Annotated in this window: 21 protein-coding genes and 3 pseudogenes; 7 read left to right on the forward strand and 17 right to left on the reverse strand. The window is 64.8% G+C overall.

The features are described from left to right. Nucleotides 1-25: 25 nt before the first annotated feature. Entirely contained in the window at nucleotides 26-670 is a 645-nt protein-coding gene (locus ACV7NQ_RS46000) for an AAA family ATPase (protein ID WP_463365229.1), read from the forward strand. A gap of 339 nt (nucleotides 671-1,009) precedes the next feature. Here the strand turns inward: ACV7NQ_RS46000 and ACV7NQ_RS46005 are convergent. From ACV7NQ_RS46005 to ACV7NQ_RS46015, 3 genes and pseudogenes are all read right to left on the reverse strand, one after another. Next, nucleotides 1,010-1,158: pseudogene (locus tag ACV7NQ_RS46005) on the reverse strand (GTP cyclohydrolase I); the annotation flags it as partial. A 172-nt stretch (nucleotides 1,159-1,330) separates the two neighbouring features. Next, on the reverse strand, nucleotides 1,331-2,584 hold the full coding sequence (locus ACV7NQ_RS46010) for a COG4705 family protein (protein WP_463365230.1): 1,254 nt from the start codon (nucleotides 2,582-2,584) through the stop codon (nucleotides 1,331-1,333). A 189-nt stretch (nucleotides 2,585-2,773) separates the two neighbouring features. Next, nucleotides 2,774-3,339 (reverse strand): annotated as a pseudogene (locus tag ACV7NQ_RS46015) (transposase); the annotation flags it as partial. Nucleotides 3,340-4,092: 753 nt separating this feature from the next. Here ACV7NQ_RS46015 and ACV7NQ_RS46020 point away from each other — a divergent pair. After that, complete coding sequence (locus ACV7NQ_RS46020) at nucleotides 4,093-5,532, forward strand: short-chain fatty acid transporter (RefSeq protein WP_463365231.1); 1,440 nt, start codon at nucleotides 4,093-4,095, stop codon at nucleotides 5,530-5,532. 230 nt (nucleotides 5,533-5,762) lie between these two features. Further along, nucleotides 5,763-6,128, forward strand: coding sequence for a hypothetical protein (locus tag ACV7NQ_RS46025; protein WP_463365232.1), 366 nt, complete (start codon nucleotides 5,763-5,765; stop codon nucleotides 6,126-6,128). Nucleotides 6,129-6,302: 174 nt separating this feature from the next. Here the strand turns inward: ACV7NQ_RS46025 and istB are convergent, their stop codons facing one another. The 10 genes and pseudogenes from istB to ACV7NQ_RS46075 all read right to left on the reverse strand — a co-directional run. Beyond that, entirely contained in the window at nucleotides 6,303-7,118 is an 816-nt protein-coding gene (gene istB, locus ACV7NQ_RS46030; RefSeq protein WP_463364534.1) for an IS21-like element helper ATPase IstB, read from the reverse strand. Beyond that, nucleotides 7,115-7,579: a hypothetical protein gene (locus ACV7NQ_RS46035; protein WP_463364533.1), complete on the reverse strand. Its 465-nt coding sequence runs from the start codon at nucleotides 7,577-7,579 to the stop codon at nucleotides 7,115-7,117. The genes istB and ACV7NQ_RS46035 overlap by 4 nt, the downstream gene beginning before the upstream one ends. A gap of 279 nt (nucleotides 7,580-7,858) precedes the next feature. After that, nucleotides 7,859-9,088, reverse strand: a complete 1,230-nt coding sequence (locus ACV7NQ_RS46040; protein ID WP_463365473.1) for an IS110 family RNA-guided transposase — start codon at nucleotides 9,086-9,088, stop codon at nucleotides 7,859-7,861. Nucleotides 9,089-9,277: 189 nt separating this feature from the next. Further along, on the reverse strand, nucleotides 9,278-11,605 hold the full coding sequence (locus tag ACV7NQ_RS46045; RefSeq protein WP_463364532.1) for a tyrosine-type recombinase/integrase: 2,328 nt from the start codon (nucleotides 11,603-11,605) through the stop codon (nucleotides 9,278-9,280). Next, nucleotides 11,602-12,771, reverse strand: a complete 1,170-nt coding sequence (locus tag ACV7NQ_RS46050; protein ID WP_463358810.1) for a tyrosine-type recombinase/integrase — start codon at nucleotides 12,769-12,771, stop codon at nucleotides 11,602-11,604. The genes ACV7NQ_RS46045 and ACV7NQ_RS46050 overlap by 4 nt, the downstream gene beginning before the upstream one ends. Before the next feature lie 998 nt (nucleotides 12,772-13,769). Beyond that, on the reverse strand, nucleotides 13,770-13,988 hold the full coding sequence (locus tag ACV7NQ_RS46055) for a hypothetical protein (protein ID WP_463365233.1): 219 nt from the start codon (nucleotides 13,986-13,988) through the stop codon (nucleotides 13,770-13,772). Between the two features lie 39 nt (nucleotides 13,989-14,027). Further along, the gene (locus ACV7NQ_RS46060; RefSeq protein WP_463365234.1) at nucleotides 14,028-14,258 is read right to left on the reverse strand and encodes a hypothetical protein; all 231 of its coding nucleotides are present in this window, start codon (nucleotides 14,256-14,258) and stop codon (nucleotides 14,028-14,030) included. 273 nt (nucleotides 14,259-14,531) lie between these two features. Further along, on the reverse strand, nucleotides 14,532-15,371 hold the full coding sequence (locus tag ACV7NQ_RS46065) for an integrase (RefSeq protein WP_463365235.1): 840 nt from the start codon (nucleotides 15,369-15,371) through the stop codon (nucleotides 14,532-14,534). A gap of 351 nt (nucleotides 15,372-15,722) precedes the next feature. Then, nucleotides 15,723-16,046: a helix-turn-helix domain-containing protein gene (locus ACV7NQ_RS46070; protein ID WP_463357732.1), complete on the reverse strand. Its 324-nt coding sequence runs from the start codon at nucleotides 16,044-16,046 to the stop codon at nucleotides 15,723-15,725. Further along, nucleotides 16,043-16,261 (reverse strand): annotated as a pseudogene (locus ACV7NQ_RS46075) (tyrosine-type recombinase/integrase); the annotation flags it as partial. The gene ACV7NQ_RS46070 and the pseudogene ACV7NQ_RS46075, both read right to left, overlap by 4 nt. Before the next feature lie 128 nt (nucleotides 16,262-16,389). Here ACV7NQ_RS46075 and ACV7NQ_RS46080 point away from each other — a divergent pair. After that, complete coding sequence (locus ACV7NQ_RS46080; RefSeq protein WP_463358528.1) at nucleotides 16,390-17,226, forward strand: transposase family protein; 837 nt, start codon at nucleotides 16,390-16,392, stop codon at nucleotides 17,224-17,226. Here ACV7NQ_RS46080 and ACV7NQ_RS46085 read toward each other — a convergent pair. Further along, a complete protein-coding gene (locus tag ACV7NQ_RS46085; RefSeq protein ID WP_463365236.1) occupies nucleotides 17,126-18,085 on the reverse strand; it encodes a tyrosine-type recombinase/integrase in 960 nt (319 codons plus the stop codon). The genes ACV7NQ_RS46080 and ACV7NQ_RS46085 overlap by 101 nt on opposite strands. Nucleotides 18,086-18,282: 197 nt before the next feature. On the opposite strand from ACV7NQ_RS46085, the gene ACV7NQ_RS46090 reads away from it, so the two are divergent. Together ACV7NQ_RS46090 and ACV7NQ_RS46095 are read left to right on the forward strand one after the other, a co-directional pair. Next, nucleotides 18,283-18,681: a Tn3 family transposase gene (locus ACV7NQ_RS46090; RefSeq protein ID WP_463366064.1), complete on the forward strand. Its 399-nt coding sequence runs from the start codon at nucleotides 18,283-18,285 to the stop codon at nucleotides 18,679-18,681. 76 nt (nucleotides 18,682-18,757) lie between these two features. Next, a complete protein-coding gene (locus ACV7NQ_RS46095) occupies nucleotides 18,758-19,015 on the forward strand; it encodes a hypothetical protein (protein ID WP_463365237.1) in 258 nt (85 codons plus the stop codon). 62 nt (nucleotides 19,016-19,077) lie between these two features. On the opposite strand, the gene ACV7NQ_RS46100 is transcribed toward ACV7NQ_RS46095, so the two are convergent. Next, the gene (locus ACV7NQ_RS46100) at nucleotides 19,078-19,404 is read right to left on the reverse strand and encodes a hypothetical protein (RefSeq protein WP_463363759.1); all 327 of its coding nucleotides are present in this window, start codon (nucleotides 19,402-19,404) and stop codon (nucleotides 19,078-19,080) included. Nucleotides 19,405-19,578: 174 nt separating this feature from the next. On the opposite strand from ACV7NQ_RS46100, the gene ACV7NQ_RS46105 reads away from it, so the two are divergent. After that, entirely contained in the window at nucleotides 19,579-20,682 is a 1,104-nt protein-coding gene (locus ACV7NQ_RS46105; protein ID WP_463365238.1) for an IS630 family transposase, read from the forward strand. Nucleotides 20,683-21,092: 410 nt separating this feature from the next. On the opposite strand, the gene ACV7NQ_RS46110 is transcribed toward ACV7NQ_RS46105, so the two are convergent. Next, a complete protein-coding gene (locus ACV7NQ_RS46110) occupies nucleotides 21,093-21,506 on the reverse strand; it encodes a tyrosine-type recombinase/integrase (RefSeq protein WP_463365239.1) in 414 nt (137 codons plus the stop codon). Nucleotides 21,507-21,991: 485 nt separating this feature from the next. Beyond that, nucleotides 21,992-22,339: a superoxide dismutase [Ni] gene (locus tag ACV7NQ_RS46115; RefSeq protein ID WP_463365240.1), complete on the reverse strand. Its 348-nt coding sequence runs from the start codon at nucleotides 22,337-22,339 to the stop codon at nucleotides 21,992-21,994. Nucleotides 22,340-22,501: the final 162 nt, after the last annotated feature.

The raw sequence follows: 22,501 nt of genomic DNA on the forward strand, positions 1-22,501 counted from the left end.
ACACCCACAACTACATGAGGAACCCATGGACGACCTCGCCGAACCACCCCGTCCACACACCGCCGAACTGCGCCTGAACCTCGAGCAACGAACACTGCTCGTCGTGGCCGGAATACCCGGCGCGGGCAAAAGCACCCTGCTCCGCAACACCCACGCTGACCCGTCGATCGTCGTCCTTGACACCGACCAGATGCGTGAGCGGATCGCAACCCGGTTCGCACCAGGCACTCCTTACTACCGATACCGCCCGCTGGTCCACATCCTGCACGAAGCACACGTGCTCACCGCCCTCGTACGCACACCCGGCCCCGTCGTTATCCACGACCCCGCCACAGGACCCCTCGCCAGAACCAGACTGGTCATCTTCGGCATCCTCACCCGCCGCACCCGACGACTGCTCTGGCTCGAGTGCACCGACCAAGAAGCCATCCGCGGCCAGCGCCAGCGCGGACGCGTCGTACTCCCCTGGGTATTCCACCGCCACACCCGCGCAGCCCAACGCATCCGCACCCGCCTTCGCACCGGCCGACCACTACACGGCTGGCACAGCGCCACCATCACCGACCGCACCCAAGCCCGTAGCGGTCTTTACCTGTACATCCAGAACCAGCCAAAACGAACTGCCCCGCGCAAGAAGCCAGAACAACACCCAGATAGCGCTCGGCGTTGACGCACCGGCGATAGCAAGCAAGTGGGCCGGGCGGCAAAACTTCAGCGATGAGGCTGGCGCTCACTGGGTCGCGCAACAGCCCTACCTCCTGCGAATCCACGGCCTGCCCCAACGGTATCGGCATAGCGACCCTCGGTATCGTGGAAGACATCGATTGGCGCACCCAAACCGAGAGGTAGGGAACCCAGCGGCTCGGTGATCGAGGTGATCGGCGATCACGACTATCGAAGTTCTGACCGTGCCGGACTGTCCGAACGCGCCCGCGGCCATTGCGCTGCTGCGGGCCTGCCTGAACCGATTAGGCCTGGATATCCCGATCCGGCAACGCGTCGGCGGCATGATTCCGGTGAGGGCGAAGAATTCCTGACGGGACCGGGCATCCTCCCGCGGCTCCCGAGCAGGGTGGAGGTGACGGTGTCCGATCCCACGGCCTGGACGCCACGCAGGGTCATGCAGGTGTGTTCGGCTTCGATGACCACTCTTACACCTTCGTGGGAGCCGGTCGTGTGGTTGCCCGGCACCAAACTCCGCATGTTTGCCTTGCGCGCCTACCAGATTGTTGACGCAATCTTGTTGGTAATCAAGGCATTACAGATCGCGCGCCGACCTCGGCGTGCGAGCTGAATCTGTCCGCGAGACGAATTGGCTTTCCGCGTCGCCTCAACCAAGCGCGGTCAATAGAGCGGTGAGAGTCTTCGTCTCGGTCGCGGTGTCGGGTGTGCTGGCCCGCAACGCCTTCAGGGCGCTGTCGATCTGCCCGTCAAGCGCGTGCCACGCGCCTTCGTCCAGGGGACGCAGGGTTGCCTCGTCGTCGTCCCACGCGGTTTCAAGGTCCTTGACCCGGGCCTTCGCGCCGGCCTGGTCGCCGGCTTGTACCTTCGCGAGCGTGTCCTGGGCGATGGTGCGGAACTTCGCTATTTCTCCCTGCGGGAAATGCGCTGTCGCCTCGCCCGAAGAGAGTGACGTGGTCGCGGGCGCCGCTGTGTTGTCATCCTCGCTCGCCACTGTTGCGTGCGGCTGCGCGGCGGCCCATATGAGTAGCGCGGCCGTGGCGACAGCGACTGCGGCGTAGTAGCCGATCATGATCCGCTCGCGAGCCGGACGCGTGGTCGCGGTCGGTGTGTGGGTCCGTTCGGATTCCGCGATGACATCGCTGTGGGTGCGGGTCAAGTACACGACCGATGCGAGGATCGCGACGAGGAAGATCACGCTGGTGGCGGCAGTACCCAATCCGAGGCCGTGATCGGTCAACGGGGACGCGAACCAGTCGCCGAGGTTCGCACCCAGCGGGCGGGTCAGAATGTAGGCGAGCCAGAACGACAGCACCGCGTTTGCGCCCAGCCGCCAGCCGATCACGATCGCGACGATCAGGCCGGTCGGCAGAAGCACCGAAATACCAGGCCCCCAGCCGGTGAGTTCCAGTGTCCAGTCACCAGCCGCTGTACCCAGGGCGAAGGTGACCAGAACTGCTAGCCAATAGAACAGCTCTCGCGGCAACGTGACGATGCTGTGGATCGACAGTGTCCGCTCCCGAGCGAACCACACTCCGAAGACAACGACCAGGACCGTCGCGAAGACGCCTGTGCTCAGTGCAAGCGGAACACCCAGACTGTCTGTGAGGATGTCGGTGTAAAGGGTGCCGGTCACGCTCAGCACGACGACCGAAAGCCAGTAGACGAACGGCACGTAGCGGTTGAGACGCAACTGCCACCCCAGAACCGCGGCAAGGACGACCGTAAAGATGAAAGCGGTCAGGCTCAGACCGACACCCAAGCTCACGTTGATCCAGTCGGCGAAGCTCTCCCCCACGGTCGTGCACAGGATCTTGATGATCCAGAACCACACCGTGACCTCAGGCACCTTACTCAGCAGCACGCGGGCCTCAACGGCCTCGGATCTCGTTGTCTCGGTCACAGCGCGGAACTTTAAATACAACTCGCTGAAGCTACGCTGAGAACGTTGTACTCGGGCTTTGGACCAGTTGAGTAGGCGTGAACGGAAACGCCCTCTCCTACGAAAATCAGGTGACCACAACTTGGTGAGGACGGCGGAAGGTGACCCGCCGCGCCTTCGCGGCGGGTCACCTTCCGTGGCGCTGTGTTGTTATGCGGTGTCGGCGAGGGGTTGCAGGCTGACGCGGTAGCCGAGCGCTTCGAGTTGACCGATGGCGCGCTTGGTCTTGGCGGGGACGTGCCGGGTGAGTAGTCGGCTCCGGGGTCGCGATAGAACTCGCCGCTGGTGAGCATGTTCCACGCTGCCACAAGCATGGAGTGCTCCACGGCGACAAGTGCTTTCATCGGGCCACGGCGGGCGGCGATGCGCCGGTACTTGGCCGAGAAATATGTTCCCTTGGAGCGTGACGCGGCCAACGCCGCGGTCCCGAGGGCGCCCTTCAGATACCGGTTACCGGGGCGGGTTTTGGTCGATTTGATCCGGCCCGCGGACTCGTTGCATCCGGGTGCGGTGCCCGCCCACGAGGCGAGGTGTCCGGCGGTGGGGAACCGGGTCATGTCGGTACCGGTCTCGGCGACGATCACGTCGGCGGTAATGGGGCCGATCCCTGGGATGGTGCAGATCAGTTCCCGGAACCGGCGAAAGGGCTCCAGCACCACCTCGATCCGTGTAGTGAGTTCCTCGATCGCGGTGGTGTGCTGGTCGATCAGGTTCAGGTGCACGCGCGCGAGAGGTCGGGCCTGTGGCGGTCGTTGACCGATCGCCCTGGACCGAACAGGCGCCGCTCGGGTGCTTCAGTTGGCTCGCCGCGAGCTGGATCGATGCCGGTGGGCGGTGTGCGCTCCGCGGGCAGTCGGAGCGCCCATCCCAACTACTTCCGGCAGCCCAGCGTGGCCGGGTTCACGACGCACAAAGCGGCGCTACCGGTGCCAAGTGCCGCACTGCCGGTGGAGAGAGGAGTCGCGGAAACGGAGAGCCGACGCCGACTGCAGCACCGCCACTGAAGGGCGAGACGGTACCGGACGAACCGGTGTCGGGCGCGGTGATCGGCGCAAGTAGGCCCGTACCGAGGAGAGCGGAGTCTGGCTCAGGGCCACGGTTTCGTCGTGATTGAAGCCGACACCGATCATGTCATCTCGAGGAACTCCGATCGAAACTACCGCGCCAGCCGAGCCCGCCGCGGCCGCGACGCCAGCCAGACCAATCGCGCAGACTGCGAGCGTAGACATCGAGAGAAACCCTCCCGGAGTGGAACAGGTCGACCGACGACCGGCTTGTCGCGGCTCCGTGCGCCGCTCGCGGCCAACGTTCCCACTCTCCATACCACCGACAGTTTCTGCATTTTTGCAGACGATACCTGCGCATTCGCCTATTGTCTGCACGCACGTGGGCACCAATACTGACCAACCGAGCCTGTGTGTGGTGCGTCACATGCATACGGGCGGTGTGGAAAGAAGAGGAACAACTGGATGACGTCCACCATTGAAGAAGCCAGCTCCGAAAAGGGCCTTGCGCGGGTTGCGCAGTCGCTCGCCAGGTGGACGGAGAAGTGGTTCCCGGACGCCTACGTCGTCGCGCTCGCAGGCGTATTCATCGTGGCCGCCGCTGCGCTGGCCAACGGCTCGTCGCCGCAAACGGTCGCAAACGCGTTCGGCGATGGCTTCTGGGATCTGACCGCTTTCACCCTTCAGATGGCAATGGTGGTTCTCACCGGATATGTCGTCGCCACGTCCCCGCCTGTCGCCCGGCTGATTGACCGGCTGGCCACCGTGCCGCAAACCGCTAGCAGCGCAGTGAGTGTCGTTGCGTTCCTCTCCATGTCGATATCGTTTCTGAACTGGGGGCTCAGTTTAGTTTTCGGCGGTCTGCTGGCCCGTGCGATCGCCCGTCGGACCGATCTACGCGTGGACTATCGCGCGCTCGGCGCGGCGGCGTTCATGGGGTTGGGCGCTGTGTGGGCACTGGGAATATCCTCCTCGGCCGCGCAACTGCAGGCCACTGCCGCCTCGTTGCCTCCGGCACTGCTGAAGATCACCGGTGTCCTCGACTTCGGACGCACGATCTTCACGTGGCAGTCCCTGCTCATGTGCGCCATCATCATGGCGCTGACCGTGGTGGTCGCTCACTTCTCGGCGCCGAAGGGCGCGGCAATCAAGACCGCCCAGGAACTGGACGTCGATCTGGACGACCAGCCCGCAGAAGTGGCGCAACTCTCGCGGCCCGGGGAATGGCTCGAGTACAGCCGTATCCTGCCAGTCTTGGCCGGCCTGCTGACGACGGGCTGGTTGATCTCCCAGCTTGTCACCAAACCAGTGCTCACTGTTGTCAGCAGCCTGAATGGATACCTGCTCGTCTTCCTCATGCTGGGCTTGGTGCTCCACGGGACGCCACGCAAGTTCTTGCAAGCCGTCTCCCTCGCCGTACCCGCCACCGCCGGCATTCTCGTCCAGTTCCCGCTGTACGCCGCCATGGCCGCGATCCTCACCAAGGCGAAGGGCAGGGGCGGTCTCACCATCTCTGAGCACCTCGCGGAGTCCTTCACGAGCATCGGCGGCGGCGGAAGCTTCGCCATCGTCATCGCCCTCTACACCGTGGCGCTAGGCGTCTTCGTCCCGTCAGGCGGCGGAAAGTGGCTGGTCGAAGCTCCCTACGTCATGCAAGCATCGACCGACGTCCACATGAACCTGGGCTGGACGGTCCAGATATACAACGTGGCCGAGGCACTGCCGAACCTCATCAATCCGTTCTTCATGCTGCCCCTGCTGGCAGTACTCAAACTGCGGGCGCGCGACCTCGTCGGTTTCACGTTCCTGCAGTTCATGTTCCACCTGCCGGTGGTACTGCTTCTCGTGTGGTTGCTCGGAATGACGTTCGAATACGTCCCCCCGATCCTGCCCGCCGCCCCGTGACCTCATCCAGGCCCGGCTCGAAGCCGATGCGGCGGTGCCACGCAAAGCAACCATCGATCAAAGTGACACCGCCACGACGATGTCGAACTGCGGTCATCAAACCCGACGGATTCGCAGGCATCCAGAATCCGGGCTCCAGAAGTAAATGACGGCGGGCTGCCAGCGGCTTGTAGCTGTCGAATGATGTCGGCCGGAGGCACCACGCCAACGGCAGCCCTTCTGCCTGCGCCGTGGCGAGCAAGTCGGTGGCGGCCCCTATTCCATGCCAGTTCCGGGGCCACACTGCCGTCGTTGGTGCCGCGTTCGCTTCGTGGCGGACCTACCGGCGGATCAGCAACGGCGGGGAGCTTGAGCAGCCGAGGTTTCTACCGCTGGCCACCGACTCGATGATCATCTATTCGCTGTTCGGTCTGCTGTTCACCGGATTCATTTCCATGGTGTCCGCTGAGTCGCTCGAAGGACCGAGCGTGATCGTGACCGTGAGCATTGCACTTGGACTGCTAGCGCCCGGGGCCATAATCGATATTCTCCTTGCGGGATCCGTACCGACCTCGCGTGCTCGCTACAGCACCTACTCGACGCGCTACCGCGACTGACACCCGCCCACCACGTCGGCGATAGCCGATGATCGTCAGTCGCTCTCAGCCAACAACAGTCGCACAACCTGTCGGCTGCCAGGCTTATGGGACCACCGGTTTGCCATGAGCATGGAACCGGGTTGTGTCCGGTCGCGGCCGTGTGCTGATGGTGACCGATGACCGGGCTGTTGGTCAATCCGTGTGGGTCGGATCGGCTGGTTTGCCGCGGCGCGGCTTCTGGCGTTGCCGGTAGGACTCGCCCTCGACGACGAGCTCGTAGGCGGCTGATTGGAGCCGGTCCATCGCTGACTGCGCCAGCAGCGGGTCGGCCATCATGGTCAGGATCTCCGGCGGTTCGCGGTTGCTGGTGATGATCGTGGAGGCTTTGCGGTGGCGTTCGACGATCAGCTCGTAGAAGTCGTTGGTCTCGGGTGCCTCGAGCCTGTGTAATGCCAGGTCATCGATGATCAGCAGGTCGACACGGTGCAGCTTGCGCATCTCGTCTTCGTAGCTGCCGTCCAGGCGTGCTCCCCGCAGTCGTTTGAATAGTTTGTCGGCGCGTTCGGTGTGGACGGTGTGGTGCCGGCGGACCGCGATGTGTCCTAATGCGTTGGCCAGGAAGGTTTTTCCAACCCCGACCGGTCCCATAATCAGGATGTTGTAGGCGTCGGCGAGGAACCGCAAGGAGATGAGTTCGGCCCAGAGTTCGGAGTCGAAGGTGGCCGCGGTGGACTCGTCCCATGCTTGCAGCTGCATCTGCGGGTCCAGGTGCGCGGTCTTGGCGCGGCGTTGCTCGGATTGCCGGTCGCGGCGGGTGACCTCGTCAGCGAACAGCATCTCCAGGAAGTCGTGGTGCGGCAACCGATTCGACCTCGCCAGCGCAAGCCGCTCCGGGAGGGTGTCGAGCAGTTGTCCGAGTTTGAGGCGGCGCATCAACGATTTCAGTTCCGGCGAGATCTCGATCGGTTTGACCGCCGGGGACGCGGCGGGACGGCGAGTGGTGCTCATGACAGCCTCCTGACCGCGAAATCGGTAGTGGAACGGACGAACGGGGACGGGGCCGGCGGTGTCGTGAGCAGAGTCAGCTGCTGGCCGGCGCCGCCACGGGTGAGCATGCGGTCGATGACGCCGACGTCGACGACCTCGGCGTCCAGGGCGCGGCGGCACGCGTCGTCGACGGTGTCGCAGCCGTGGCGGCGGACCAGGCCCAGCAGCCGGTAGACCTGCCGCATCTTCGTCCAGGGCAGCGGATGCTCGAGCACCGCCGCCGCGTAGGCGCCGACATGGTGGCCGTGTGATTCGGCCTTGCGCTGCAACGTATTCAGATCCCGCATCGCATACGCGGTCAACTCCGACGGCAGGTCGGCAGGATCGGTCTGCCGACGACCGGGCCCAACGCGGGGGTGGACTTTGATCAGTTCACTACGGAAGTAGAGCTTCACCGTGGCCGTGTCGACGCGGGCGGTCAACCGCTGCCCGACCAGATCACCGGGGATACTGTAAAGCGCTTTGGCGATCTGAACGTGTTCTCTGAACCAAAACTTTGTTCGATCCGACAGTTCTGATCTGTCACTCGGCGACAGGCCGTGGGATGCCGAGGTGTGTGGTTGTGCTGGAGCGTCTTTCGATCTGAGTGAGTTTGTCTTTGGTGCCGGCGAGGCTGATCTGGAGTCCTTCGACTTCGCCGAGCCAGCCCTCTCGTTCGGCTTCGGCGATCCGGGCTTTGAGACATCCCAGGGCTTAGCTTGTCAAGCTGCGGCTTGTTGATCTTGGGTGTGGTGTGTCCAGGCGGTGGTCTCGTTGTAGAGGGTTCCGGATTTGAGGCAGCCGTGGAGGATGCCCACGAGCCGGTTGGCGACCTGACGCAGGGCGGCACGGTGGGCTAGGCCGCGGGCGCGTTGCTTGTCGTAGTAGGCGCGGGCTCCCGGCGATACGTTGAGCGCACTGAATGCTTGGGCCATCAGCGCGTCGACGAGCCGGTCTTGGTGCACGAACCGGGCCGCGACGACCTTCATTTTCCCCGAGGCGCGGGTGATGGGGCTGGTCGCGGCATAGTTCTTGCGGGCCTTGGCGCTGGCGTAGCGGGTGGGGTCGTCCCCGAACTCGGCGAGCACCCGGGCGCCGAGGATCTTGCCCAGTCCTGGCTGGGACAAGATGATCTCAGCGGCCGGGTGCCGGCCAAAATGGGCCTCGACCTCCCCTTGCAGGACTTTCACCTGCTCGTCGAGGGTGGCCAGGACCGCGACCGCGGCGCGGGTCCCTGCCGCGTAGGCCGCCGCGATGACCTGGTTGCGGCCCAGCTGCTCGCTGCGCAGGATTGCCTGGATACGGGCGGCTCTAGCGTCGAGGTCGCCGCGGCGGCCGGCCCGCTTCAGCGCGGCCCGGATCTGGTTGAGCGACAACCGCGCCGCGGCGGCCGGGTCGGGTGCCTTGCCGAGCAGCTCCAGGGCGTCGGGAGCGTCGAGGTCGTCGAACGCTTCCAAAGCGGCGGGGAAGTACTCCCGCAACGCGTACCGTAACCGCTGCGTGTGGCGGGTGCGTTCCCAGATCAACGTTTTATGTGCTCGCGCAACAACTTTCACCGCTTCTGCGGCGGGACTGTCCCCGGCGACCGGACGCAACTGGTGCGCGTCGGTACGGACCATGTCGGCAAGGGTATGCGCGTCGGCGGCATCGCTCTTCGCACCCGAAACGCTGCGGCGTTCCCGGAACCGGGCCGCCTGCAACGGGTTCACCGCGTACACCGTGTAGCCGGCCGCGATCAACGCCGCGACCCACGGGCCACGATCGGTTTCGATCCCGATCCGTACCTGCGCGGCATCGGCGTCGTCGCCGAGGTGTTCACCGATCATGGCGTGCAGCCGGGTGATCCCGGCGATCCCTTCCGGTAATCGAGCCTTGGCCAGCCGTTTCCCGGCCTCATCCATCAGCTCGACATCGTGGTGGTCCTCGGCCCAGTCATCACCGACCAGCAGCACAGCTGTTCCCTCTTCATCGTTGTCGGACACCAAATCCGGCAGCGTGCGGGAGAACGTCGGCGACCTAATGAATCGGTGCTCACGCCGTCATGCGGCAGGCACGACATCCCATCAGCGATCCATTTCTCCCGGCCGACCGGCAGGGGCACGATCTCAAAGCAGGACTCGAAGTCCGGGGCCAATCAGTGCTCACCTACCAGCCGCTACCAGTAGCGAGTCTGCCCGATCGACCGACCCGCTACATCTCATTAGGTTGTCGTGGATCTCGATCAGCCGGTGCTGCTGGGCGGGGTCCGGCCAGAGGAGCGAGCATCTCACGCATGCGTGTTCATGGATGCAGCTCGAGCCGAACGCGCGCCCGCAGGTGCCGATGGAGACCTTGCGGCGTTCGAAGTGGCCGAGGAACTGCTGCCATTCCTCGTCGGTGGGGCGACGGTATTCCTCCGACGGCCGCAAGGCGCGGCGGCGAGCCAGGAAGCCCAGGTGGGCGGTGATGGCTTCGTCGGGGTAGACGGCCTTGTAGCCCATGGTGACGTTGATGTCGCGGTGCCCGGCGATGATCTGCGCGATGTGTGGTGGGAGGCCGTTGAGCACGGCGTCGGTGATGAAGACTCTCCGGAAATCGTGGGCGGTGAACTTCAGCGGGTCGCCGGTGGCCGGGTCGGTCAGTCCCGTTCGAGCGAGGGCCTTGTCGAGCAGGTCGGAGACGAGACCGTGTGTGAACGAATGGATTTCGGTTCCGATGCGGTGCTGGAACAGCAGCGGCGCCGGTGGATTCCACGTCAGTTCGTGGCTGTCGCGGGCTTTGATGATCGGGACGGCGCCGTCGGGGCGGCGGATGCGGCAGAGGATGGCGCTGAGGACGTCGGCGAGTTCCGGGTTGACCAGCAGCAGGCGTTCGGTATCGGTCTTCGACGGCGCGATCTGCAGCAACGGCACCAGTTCCCCGGTGCTGGGCAGACGATACTGCACGAGACTGTGGTGGCTGAGCTCGAGCAGTTCCTCGACACGGATTCCGGTGTGCCGCAACACTTCGATGGCCGCCCAAGCCCAGAATGCGTGGTTCGCGTCGCGGTTGAGCAGCGTCAGCGTGCCGCCGTCGGGGTTGCGAATCCAGACGTTGTCCGGCTTCGCGCTGGGCCGATGAATCCTGGTGAAGGCCTTGCCTGCGGCGGTGAACGACTGCCCGGGTGGGGTCTGTCTGCCGACTGCGAGCAGTTCTTCGGATTCGCGGCGCCATTGGTTGGTGGTCTCGACGAGGATCGGCAGCACGGGCAGGCGCTCGCGGGTGCGGCTGTCCATGCGGGCCTTGCGGCGGCGGACGAATTTGACGCGGGAGAGGTCTTCTTGGCTGATCGGACACGGTGCGACCCACGGACCCCAGCGAGCCGGGTCTTCCAGAGCCCATTCGGCCAGGTCGAGGTAGAACGCGCGAACCGTGGAGAGGGTGTCGAGGTAGCCGAGGCGCTCACTGTCGACCTCGACGAGCTCACCGTCGCGCAGGACCGTGCTGGTCTTGGTGCGCAACCGCCGCTTCCAGGCTCCGGCGACCTCGCGTGGCAACGCCAGCGAGTCGATGCCAGGGTGATGGTGCTCGAGATCGACCCAGAAGCTGCGGACCAGGTGGTTGACCAGGCCGAGTAGCCGCGAGTAGTCGACCACGGGCTGGCGCTCGCGCAGATAGTCCACCAGCAGCTCGCGCATCGGCCCGCATGCAATCGGATAGCGGTCGACGAGCTGCTCGATGCTGCGTTGCCCGAAACTGCGGATTTCCCGCAGCGACGGCACGTCGCTGCCGAAAACGCCTGCCTCACTGAGCATCCGGAACGTGGCCGCCGCGGAATCGCAGCGTCCGCGGACCTCGCGTTCGACGTCGAAGATCTCCAAGACGTCACCGACGGTGACATCGGCCAGCACTCCGCCCTTCGCAGCGACGATCACCGCGGACCGGAACACGACATCCTGACCGGCGTCCGAGCGGACCGTCGGGTTCTGCTCGCAGAGCCCCCGCAGCCGCGCGAACCCTTCACTGTCACGGGCGTAGACCATGTTGCGGACGAGCTTGCGTTTCTTGCCCGCGGTCAACAGCCATTCCAGGGACGGGCGAACGACGTCGGTGCCGACGACGAGCAGCAGCGAGTTGGTCATCAACTTCAGCATGTGGTCGGAATAGCGGCCATTGCGGCGTAACCATTGCTCGGGGATCTGTGCCCAGTCCTCGCGCGCGTCGTCGGCGCCGCTGGCCAGCCAGCGATCCTGCCAGGTGTCACCGGGCTGGTCTTCGAGCCAATCGAGCAGGTGCGTCAACCCCCACCGGCGAGCGTTGCGCACCTGTTTCGACGCGATCGCCCGATGACTTGTCGACAGCACCAGCGAGTCGACCTTGGCCCGGCTCAACCGGGTTCTCGGCCAGTTGCCGCCCACGATCCGTGTGGGATAGCGTTCACGCCAATCTGGCTGCGCAGCAATCGTTTCCCGCTGTGTGGTGTGGATTCTTTCGGAGGATGTCGTGGTCATCGATCGATCCGTCCGAACAACACCGCCATCGTTTCCGGGCGATAACCGGGTGCCGGCGGCGGGGCGGGCAGGCTGGCTCTGCGGGTCCGTTCGGCATGGTGAGCCAGCACGCGGGCGATCACATCCTCCTGCCGCGGTGTCGTATAGATCTGAGTGGTGGTCAACCGTGCGTGGCCCAGCACGTACTGAACGTCCGTCAACGGCATCGCCGGGTCCTCGGCCATCCGGTAAGCGGCCGTATGCCGCAAGGCGTGCAATGTCACCTCCGAGCCGACAGCGGCGTTGACTCGCTCGAACATCCGATGCGCCGCGTGATAGGTCAAGGGGCGGACCGGCCGGGTTCGCGTCCACCACAACGGCTTGCTGCGCCCGTGCGGGATCAGCGTTCCCATCTCCACCTGATAGAGCCGCAACCACACGAACGCATCCGACGACGCCGGCAACTCCTGAGTCTCACGAGTGCCCTTGCGCACCACCGTAATCAGCTGCCGCCCCGGATCGACACCACCCTGTGTGGCCGACAACAGTTCCGATGCCCTGGCTCCGGTGGACACGTAGAACGCCACCAGCGCCCGGTCCCGGTTCGACGGCAGCCCGGCGAAAATATCGTTGAACTGCTCGTCCGGGATCGCCCGCGGCAGCCGCCGCGGGACCCGCGGGCGATACAAACCTGTCTTCTCGTTTGCATACGGCTCCATCGGATTGTGGTGCGCATGCGCGCGCCCGCCGCGCCGAGACCGGTCCAGCGGGAACGGATTCAGCATCGGGCCCGTGCCGACATCCCGATGAAAGTCGTAGAACCCGCGCAACACCGTCTCGCTGTGCGCACGTACCGACACCGAATACGGCTTGCCGTCGCGGCCGGACACCGCCATCCAGCGGCAGAAATCACGGGCCTCGATCCGGGTCGCCCGACTCCACGACATCTCGACCACCCACAAGAACCGGAACCAGCGCAGCAGATCCATCCCATACGATCGCACCGTCGCCGCGCTGCGCCCGGCAGCCAGCAGATCACCGAAGAACGCCGCCGCCGAGTCGACCGGATCACCGATCGGATCGAGCAGCCGGTAGGGATCCCACTTCGACTGCGTCGCAAGCAGACACCCGACAACCGGCACCTGCAAACCGGCCAAATCCCGCGATGCCTCCGCTTCGTCGAACATGGCAACCGACCGTAGGTGCTCGCCCGAGCGCATGTCCCCCGAACTGCTCGAACACCCTGGTCTGTTCAGTCAATAGGTGCCGGTCCGGCGCAACTTTCGGATGAGACCAGGTCGGGATGTCGAATGCGGTGTCGGGCAACGGTTTCAGCTTCGGGTGCTCCTCGGTGGCGAACACCTCGGCCGGGCGTAGTCGAGTGGTGGGCGTGTATTCTCAACCCCGCGGTCTCCCGGCACCACCGCTCGGCCCGCTGGCGGCAGTCGTCAAGGTCCAGGAATTGTTCTCCGGCAAAGAAATTCGATCGCGCGTAAGGAACACACCGTTCGACGCGAGGCTTATCTTGGGGGCTCCGGACGCGGGCCGGATCGACCACGAACCCACGCGATTCGGCGTATTCGCGGAACGAGTCGTTCAACCACGGATCGGTCGCGTTCGCGTGATCGACAATCGCTTTCATGTTGTCCGGGATCGCGACGGCGAACACACCGTTTAGACCGCGTTTAGACCCTACTCCCGGGCACCATATTCCACCGACGCCTCGAATTACCGGGCGATTCCGCTCGGGGTTGTGGTGCCACGCCCACCCGAGCACGCGGCGGCCGCGATTGCGGTGTGCCCACCCAATACACGCCATGCCGGTGTTGTCGCGCGGCTGCGGCACGAGCCTGGCGGGACAGTGCTGCAACGGGTCGTATGATTCGAGGAACCGGTCACGAGCGACATCGCGGGCCTCGCGGCGGTCCGGGATTCCGTTCGATGTGATGTCGCGGCAGGCGAATACATCACGGCTATGACGCCGCCCTCGTCGATGTCGTGGACTGTCTGCAACTCATGCTCGGCTCGAGCCGCTGCTGGTCGACGGGGCCACCGAGGTGATCGCCGGATCGCTGCGACTCCGGGACGACATCGAGGCGCACAGCATGCGAATCTCGGAGTCCGCCAACGAATTTCGATTGTCACCCGCAGCGCATACCGCTGGCCAATGATGCCAGCAGCCGACTCAGCCAGGCCTGCGGGCTGCGGCGGTGCGCTCGGTCGTCGAACTCGCCGTGTGCGCCGAAAACCTGACCGGCGGCCCGAAGAAGCCGAATTCCTCGAACACGCCTGCGGGTGCGGATGCGGCGCGGTCAGCACCCGCGACTTCCCGCCCGGCCACGACGTGCGTGCCATGCAGGAACGAGTCCGCAGCCTGTTCGCCGGGTCGGCCCCGGTCCAGCAAGGCGCCGGGGCCTTCTCGCTGTGCCTCAGCAGCACATCCTCAGAAGCAGTAAGGGAACTTGCACGTCGATGGATCATTCGGACCGAAGATCGCGGCTATCAGTCCATTGATGGCGGTGTCGGCCACCCCCGATCCGGTGCTGATCGCCACCTCCTGCGCGGTAGCGGGCTTGTCGGTGACGGAATCATGAAGCGCGACATCGGCCGACGCTGTCGCGGGTGTGCTGATCAGAATGCCGGCCGTGACCGCCAGAAGGACCTTTCGGATCATATTGCTGCCTTTCGCTTTTCGGTTGATTGCAAACTGCAGCCTATCCAAGACATCGGTTGTTCTCCGCGTTTAACCTGACGCATGCCCGGTCACGCTAGACGAAATCCACTGCCGCCGAAGCTCCTTTGCACTTCCTGACAGCTTCAGAATTTCGGCCTCTCCCGTGGGTTCATCGCGACTGAAGCGATTTCAACGGGAACCCACGGCTTTTCGGCGCTCGCAGATCTGGAATGCGGTGGGTTCGTGGCCGGATTCTAGCCGTTCCGGACTGTTCTATCGGCCAGGTGGCTGTTCGATTTCGTCGCTGAGTAGGTGCTCGGCGACGGTCGAGTAGCGCAGGGCGGTCTCGTGGTGGATGTTGAAGACAAGGGACAGGTGCAGTGGGTCCGGTCCGGCGGTGAGGGCTTCGTGCAGGATGCGGTCGGCGCGGATTCGGTCGATGCTGAATCCGTTGTGCCCCAGGGAGAAACGCGCGAATTCGTGGCTGACCGGTCCTGTGCCGTGGACGGTGCGGGGGCTGACGAGCAGGTGTGAGTTGGGGCTGTGCGGCCAGGTGGTGCGGCGGTGGTTGAGCCAAGCTCGCATCGCCCGGTAGGTGAGGTCGCCGACCCTCTGGTTGTGGCCGGCCAGAGTGATGCGGCGGTTGGGCAGATCAACGTCGTCGAGCATCAGGTTTCTGATCGTGTTCGTCCGGGCCGCGTGTTCGGCGGCCAAGGCAAGGGCGAGACGGTCGGATGGCCGGACGGCCAACTGCTCGATGATGCGGATCTCGTCGTCGGTCATCGGCACCATCGCGGGGTCGATGTGTGGTGCTTTGACGCCGATGGTCGGGTTGTCGAAGGTGAGGCCACGTTTCTTGGTGGTTCGGAACAACGAGCGCAGCGCCTGAACTGCGTTGTTGCGCTGGTAGCCGTGCAGCGGCTCGAGGGCGGCGTAGATGTCGGATTTGGTGACTTCCCGCAGGTGACCGTAGTGGGTCGCCCATTGGCGCAGGATCGGCCGAACGTCGCCGAAATAGGCATATAAGGTGGCGGGCGAGCGGGGTCTGGCGCGGGCGTCGCCGTCGAGCAGAACCAGCTGTCGAATCGTCGTGAAGGAGATCCAGATCGGCAAGCACCTCGATCAGCCGTGTCCTGGACACGTGGCGGTGAGGTCGCTGACGGATCTCGCTCACCGGCACCTTGTCACCGGCGGTCCGCCCGTCGAGCACGGTGACCAACCCATCGAGCACGCAGTGCAAGGTCGACGGGCTCCAGCCCCTCGTCGCGGCGAGCTGCTGCGCGTGCTGCGCCGCCGCCCGCAGGGCGGGATCGCTGACGGTCAGCGCTTGGTGCTGCCAGCGTGACGGGAGCGGCTCACCGTTTCTTCGCCGGTAGTAGGAGGCAAGTGCCGAACAGGTTCGGCTGCAATAGATTTTGTCTCGCCGCCGTTTCTCCGGCAGCGGAGTGCCGCAGTGCAGGCAGTTCATCGAGGCGGCAGCGACCTCCCGGTCCGGGCGCGTGGGACGACCGGCCGAACCTCGCCGACCGCCGCAGGCGTGTCCTCGGCCGCCGGAACCGGTGCGGTGACGGTCTCGGGTTCGGGGATGAGCAGTTCCTCGACGCCGCAGCCGAGGACAGCGCAGATGACGTCCAGGTCGCGGAGTTTGACGACATTCGGGTTGCCCGACCACAGCCCGGACATCTTCCCGGCGCTGATAACCAGCTCGCGGTCGGCGAGCATGCGTTGCAGTTCGCTGGCCTTCCAGATGCCGCGGTTGGCCGCGGCCAGGCGCAGGTTCCATTTCATCGGGTGAGTCCTTTCCATCGGTCGGCGACCCGGCGCTGCCCGGTCACCCACGCGTCTTCGACATGGGTGGCGTGGACGTGGATATACCGGGCAGTTGTGGCCGTCCAGGAGTGACCACATAATTCCTGGATCGCGAACAGGTTCATCCCAGCGAGATAAAGCTGGGAAGCGCAAAAATGGCGCAGGACATGCGGTGTCAGTTTCCCGGACCAGGAGGCTTATTCATAAGCCTGTCCCGCAATCGGCTGTGGCATAGCAACTCTCGTGGCCTGTGTGGCCGGTGAGACGGTGATCGCACTGCTTGATACGTCGGCGCGTCGCAGCCGAATTGGCAACGGCCCTCATGTATCTCAGTTCGTGGAGTTACGAAGTCTACGAGCGAGAACGAGGGCCGTTGCGGTACAAGGCTATTACGGGGCTGACCGATGGGCAACTGACGGAACTGACTGCCCGGGTACACGAGACCGTCGGCGGGTTCGAGTCGGCCGGTCGCCCTTACGCGTTGAGCTTGTTCAGGTCTGTCGCTTTGGTGGTGTCGTTGATGCGCAGAAACCTCGTCCAGGATGTCGCGGGCGCGTTCTTCGGGATCAGTCAGTCCACGGTGAGCCGCCGCTGGGATCTGCTGCGACCGGTGATCGCTGACGTACTCGAAGAGTTCGTTCCCAACCCCCGCGACGTCATCGGAGTCGGGTCCGTGCTGGTGGACGGCACAATCTGCCCGACCTGGGACTGGTCGGCGATCCCGGACCTGTTCTCCGGAAAAACCCAGTATCCGGGGTTCAACATCCAGATCGCCGCCGACCTCGACGGCAGGCTCGTCGCGGTCGGCATGACGATCGTGCACGGCGCCCGACACGACGCGCACGCATACGCCGCCTCCGGACTCGCCGACCTTCTCGCCGAGATCGACACTGTCGCCGATTCCGGTTACGTCGGTGTCGACGGAATCGATCTGGTGCCCTACAAGAAACCTCCGGGCCGCGAACTGCACGAGAGCCAGGCCGCGTTCAATACCGCACTCTCCGGAATCCGGGCCGCGGTGGAGCGAGCCGTCGCTCACCTGAAGACCTGGCGCATGCTCAGCGAGGAAGGCGGCCGCTACCGCGCGCCAGTCCACAAATTCCCCTCTGCCCTGAAAACGATAGTCGCACTGCACTTTTTCGCGGAGGCTTATGAATAACGCTCCAGGTCGGCAGATGCCGGTCGGCGGCATCGGCGAGGGCACGGCGGAACACGTCGGCGGTCGCGCGCATGGCGGTGCCGTCGGTGTTCTTACGCTCGGACGGAAACAGCGGCGTCCCGTGGCGCGAGGGGTCGATGTCGAACAGACCGAGGACGTCCTCGATGAACCAGCGCAGACTCCGGTCGGCGCCGTTGATCAGCGGCACCAGTCGAGGTTTCGGGCCCTTGCGGCGAGATCCCTTGCCATGGCGGACATTCAGCTTTCCGAACCGGCCCAGCTCCCACCGCACGTCGTCGAGATCGAGCATGCGGGCCTCGTTGATCCGCAAGCCGACATCGGCGGCCAGGCGGGCGACGGCGTAGTTGCGGGCGATCGGGGCGAACTTGCGGCAGGTCGCCAGCTCTGCGCGCCACCCGGCGAACAACTGCTCGATCTCCTCGGCCGTCGGCGGGATGCGTAGCTGCGGATCCACCGACGCCCGCGGCCGGTTGATCTCGTCGAGTGGGCATTCCACGACCCGGCCGGTGAGATTGTGCAGCTCGACCTTGTGTCGCAGCTCCAGGAAGTGGAAGAACACCGTCAGCGCGGCCGCGCGGCCGGTCCGCGTGGATGGCTTCGCCTCCCGCAGCACCTTCCCAAAATAGGTGTCGGCGTCGGAAGGCTCCATCTCCCACAATGGCCGACCGAACCAATCCCGAACCAGCTCAAGGTGATTGACGTCGTTACGGATCGTGGAGTCCACCAGCCCCGCGGAGGCCCGCGCCAGAACAAACCCAGATAGCACGTCGGTCTCGAACGCGGCGAGTTCGTCCTCGGTCGCCGGAGCCCGCAGATCCCGCACCGCCGCGAGCGCCAACCCACGCCTCCTTGATTTCACTCCCAGTGAAGAACTATCGCTACAGCCGTGATCTGATCGGCCGCAGCGAGGCTACTTCAGTCGAGTGATATGGCGCAGGGGAACGAGGAAACCGCCAGGCCCAGGCACGAAACGGCAGGGGGGAGAAGACAGGACGGCTCAGGAACTCGTCGACTGTTGGTTACTATTACGTGGGCATGGAAAACCAGCTCTCCGCGCTGGGGTTGGTGCTCAACTGTGTGCTGCTGTGGAACACCGTCTACAGCAACCACGCCATCGAACAGCTACGCGCCCAGGGGTATTCGGTGCTCGACACGGACGAGGCGAAGCTGTCGGCTTTCATCCGCGAGCACATCGACATCGACGGGCACTACGCCTTACACCTGCCCGACCTCGGCGGCAACTACAGACCGGCTCCGCAACCCCGACAACCGCGACGACTGATTCAGCGGCCCGGCAGCCGCCGGATCGTCACGGCCTTGCCGCCGTCGATGGAGTCGGTCGCCCGTTCGGTCCGTTGGTATCTGGAGCATTCGCCGGACGAGCGGGACGCCGGCTTCGCCGCCGCCGACGCGGCGCTTGTTCAAGCGAAGTAGTGGCCCTTGTCGAGATCCTCGATGAGCCCCGACTGGACCGGCCGCCACCCGAACAGCTCGCCGGTCAGCACGCTGGATGCCGGCTGGGCGCGACGCGCTCAAGCGTGTCGGCCTCGCCACGGCCATGACAGACGCACTCGAGAAGCGTGGCATACCAGACCCGACCGCGAGCCTCGCCGCCGAGCTCGGAGTCCTCTCCTTCAAGCGTGCCTTCGCCCGCTGGGCCGACCCAACCAACCAGCAGGAAATCGGCGAACTCGCACGTCCATCACGACATGAGCTGCAAGCCTCGAGCGCCGCGCTCAGCCAACGCGATCCGCCCCGTCACGGCTAAGTGGTCGCCGTCGCAAGTCGTTCGGGGGTCGATACAAAGGCGGGTTTTTGTGCGGGCTCCGGCTAGAAGTCGGTGGTAGTGAGGTAGAGCTCGCAGGCGCAGTCGAGGGTTTCTTGGGGGCTGCCGGCGAAAGCTCCGGTGTTCAGGATCGAGTCGCGATACGAGTCGCTGCTGGCGAGGTAGAGGGCGAATCCCCAGGTTGAGTCGGACCCGAGGTAGCGCAGGCGCATTAGGGGTTGGGTGTCGCCGTCAGGGAGTTCACCGGCGACGTATGCGAACGCTCCGCGGTGTCGAATGTGTAGGTCGGCGAGTTGGGGCCAGTGGGAGCGGGCGTGACTGGCGAGGCTGCGGGCGAGGGAGTCCTTGGTCGATTGAGACGGTGAAGCCATCGGGGGTCCTCCACTGGGCGGTTCGGCGTGTCGAGCCAGGATACGGGCAGGTATTACGGGAAGGTATTCGTCTGTCCCGCAATATGTCTCGTAGATCGGCTGTTGTTGTCTGTGTTCGCCGCCAAAGCCGTGCCCATTTCCCTCACCGCTTCCGAGCGTCGCAGGGTGAAGAGGATGGCCTACGGCCATAAGACCCCCTACCAGGCCCGGCAGCGGGCAACCATCGTGTGGATGGCGGCTCGGGGGCACTCCAATGCCGGCATTGCCGCGGAGACCGGGATGCACGTGGACACGGTGCGTACCTGGCGGGGTCGGTTCGCCGCTGGCGGGTTGGCGGCGTTGGCCGACCGGAAACGGTCCGGACGGCCACCGGTGTTCACGCCCTTGCAGGTCGCGGAACTGAAGGCGTTGGCTTGCCAGTTGCCCGCCGAGACCGGAGTGCCGTTGTCGCGCTGGTCGTGTCCAGAACTGGCCGCCGAACTGACCGCGCGTGGCGTCACCGACAGCATTTCCGAATCCACCGTCCGTCGCCTGCTCGACGCCGACGCGATCAAACCCTGGCAACACCGGTCGTGGATCTTCATCCGCGACCTGAACTTCCAGCCCAAGGCCCAACGGGTCCTCGACCTCTACGCCCGCATCTACCAGGGCAAACCACTCGGCCCCGACGAGTACGTCAACTCCAGCGACGAGAAAACCTCCATCCAAGCCCGCTGCCGCTGCCACCCCACCCTCGCGCCCGGCCAGGCCAGGGCGATGCGCGTCAACCACGAATACACCCGCGGCGGCGCGGTCGCCTACCTCGCCGCCTACGACGTCCACCAGGCCAAGTTGTTCGGCCGCTGCGAACCGAAAACCGGCATCGAGCCGTTCACGAACCTGGTCGACCAGGTCATGACCACCGAACCCTACGCCAGCGCCAAACGCGTGTTCTGGATCGTTGACAACGGCTCCTCCCACCGCGGCCAAGCAGCGATCGACCGCTTGACCAAGGCATACCCCAACGCCGTCATGATCCACACGCCCGTCCACGCGTCATGGCTCAACCAGATCGAGGTCGTCTTCTCGATCGTGCAACGCAAGGTCGTCTCACCCAACGACTTCACAGACCTTTCCCAGGTCCGGGATCGGCTCCGAGCATTCGAAGACCGCTACAACGGCACGACACAGCCATTCCAGTGGAAGTTCACCACCTCCGACCTGGACGAACTACTGGCCAGACTCGACCGGCACACCCCCGACCGGCAAGACCAATCCTCCACCGCCACAGCAGCTTGAACAACCCCCGAAGGACTTCCGACGGCGACCACTAAGGTGCCGACCAGGCGGATAGAACGCTACTACTGCGAGCGCCGCCGTGGCCGGCATCGAGCCGACCGATTCAGTTCACGTTCCCTACCGGGCGCTCCCCAAACTTCAGCCCGGACAGGTCGACGGGCACCTGCTGCACTCTCTGCCCTGCCGCAAACGGTCGCGACAGATTGGGCGGACGGTGAGCCAACGCTTGGTCATGCGTCCGCCACCGGTGACGGACGCGCCAGTCTCTGCGTCGTCTTCGAGGCCGTCGACGCCAATCGCATGTAGACCTCGGCACTGATGGGATTTTCCCCGTGGAATGCCAACTCACACAACGGGTGCTGGTGTCGATGCCCGTCGTGTTCCTTTCCGAATCGAGCCTATTCGTCTCGTCATCCCGGTCTGCGGCGTGCGGCCGGATCGGTGTCGGCGTGGAAATTTAGGAGGCCCTCGTCCGACACCCGGGCGTACTTGGCGAGGCTGCGCACCGAGGTATGCCCGGGCAGTTTCATCAACATCAGTGTCGACGCGCCTTCCTCGGCCGCGTGTGTCAGCCGCGAGTGCCGCAACTGGTGCAGGGTGTAGGGGCCGGGGTTGTAATGGTCGGTGTGGGCCTCGAACAACTCGGGGGCGCGGCGGTAGGGCAATCTGCCGCGCTGAGTCGATGGATCGACGTCGGACTTCGCCACCGACGGGCGGGCCTTGCGGTCAGCTGTTCGCGCCAGTACTCGCACGCCGAGCGGAGCGCCGCCAACCGGACGTTGAACGTCGTAGCCGCCCTGGCACCCCACACGAAGGTGAACCACCCGCTCACCCGATCCGGCTCCTGTTCCAGCAGCGCCACATTCGTGTCCGCGCCGAAGTCGGCGACCAACCGGTTCAGCACGACGGCGTAGCACGAGGCGGGTGTTCGCCGCCGGGATCGTGCAGAGGAACAACGTCACCGCGTCGGCCAGTCGCACACCAGACCGGCGGCGGAAGGCCCCGCACCGTCCCCATCTCCCAGCCTCCCGCGCTACCCCAGATTATTTCCGGAGTCGACCCACCCGAAAGACCCATCGCGCCAAGTCGTCTTCCAGACGACCGCAGATAAAGGGTAGTCACTAGTTAGCACCGGATTCGGCAGTATCGACCGCCGTTCTACCGCCGCTTTCACTCGCGAGAGGCTCGCACGGCGGCGATGAACAGTGTCCGGCATCAACAATGCCCTTCCCCTACGGAGGGCTTTGGGTGCTCGCGTGGATCGGGCAATAACGAAAAGCATTCGGGGCGAATGCGATTGCGCTCAGGGTCAGGTGTTCTTCGTCTTCTGGACGAACTTGTCGATCTCGGCGACGAGCCCTACTAGCGTCTCCCCGGTCTTGGGGTCGTTCGACACCTTGACATCGGCCGCGAGCCGGTCGGGGTGGACGAGCAGGGCGTTCAGCTCGGGGTACCGCCGGAAGTGCTCGTCCGTGAAGTATTCGCGCCGCAGCTTAGCGACGTAGTACCCAACCTCGCGCGCATGTCCCTCCTTGGAGATCTTGGCGCGCTCACGGAGGTGGGGATCCTCGGTGGATCGGTACTTCTCCTGGCTGGCCTTGACGCCCTCGGCTGCGATGCGGGCCTGGGCGAGATCATCTTCGGGTACGTCGGACATGATGTTCCTTCCTCTCCGAAGCACGGTGGGGTGAGATCAGGCAAGTCGAACGCACTCCGGCAGGACAGTGCGATGCCGGCAAACTATTTTCCCACCGAGAGGTTCCACCCCGCAGGCATTTGAACTCCTAGCCCGACGAAAGGTCTCGATCCGCCCTTCGCG

It is taken from the genome of Nocardia sp. Tas62D01 (assembly GCF_055232035.1).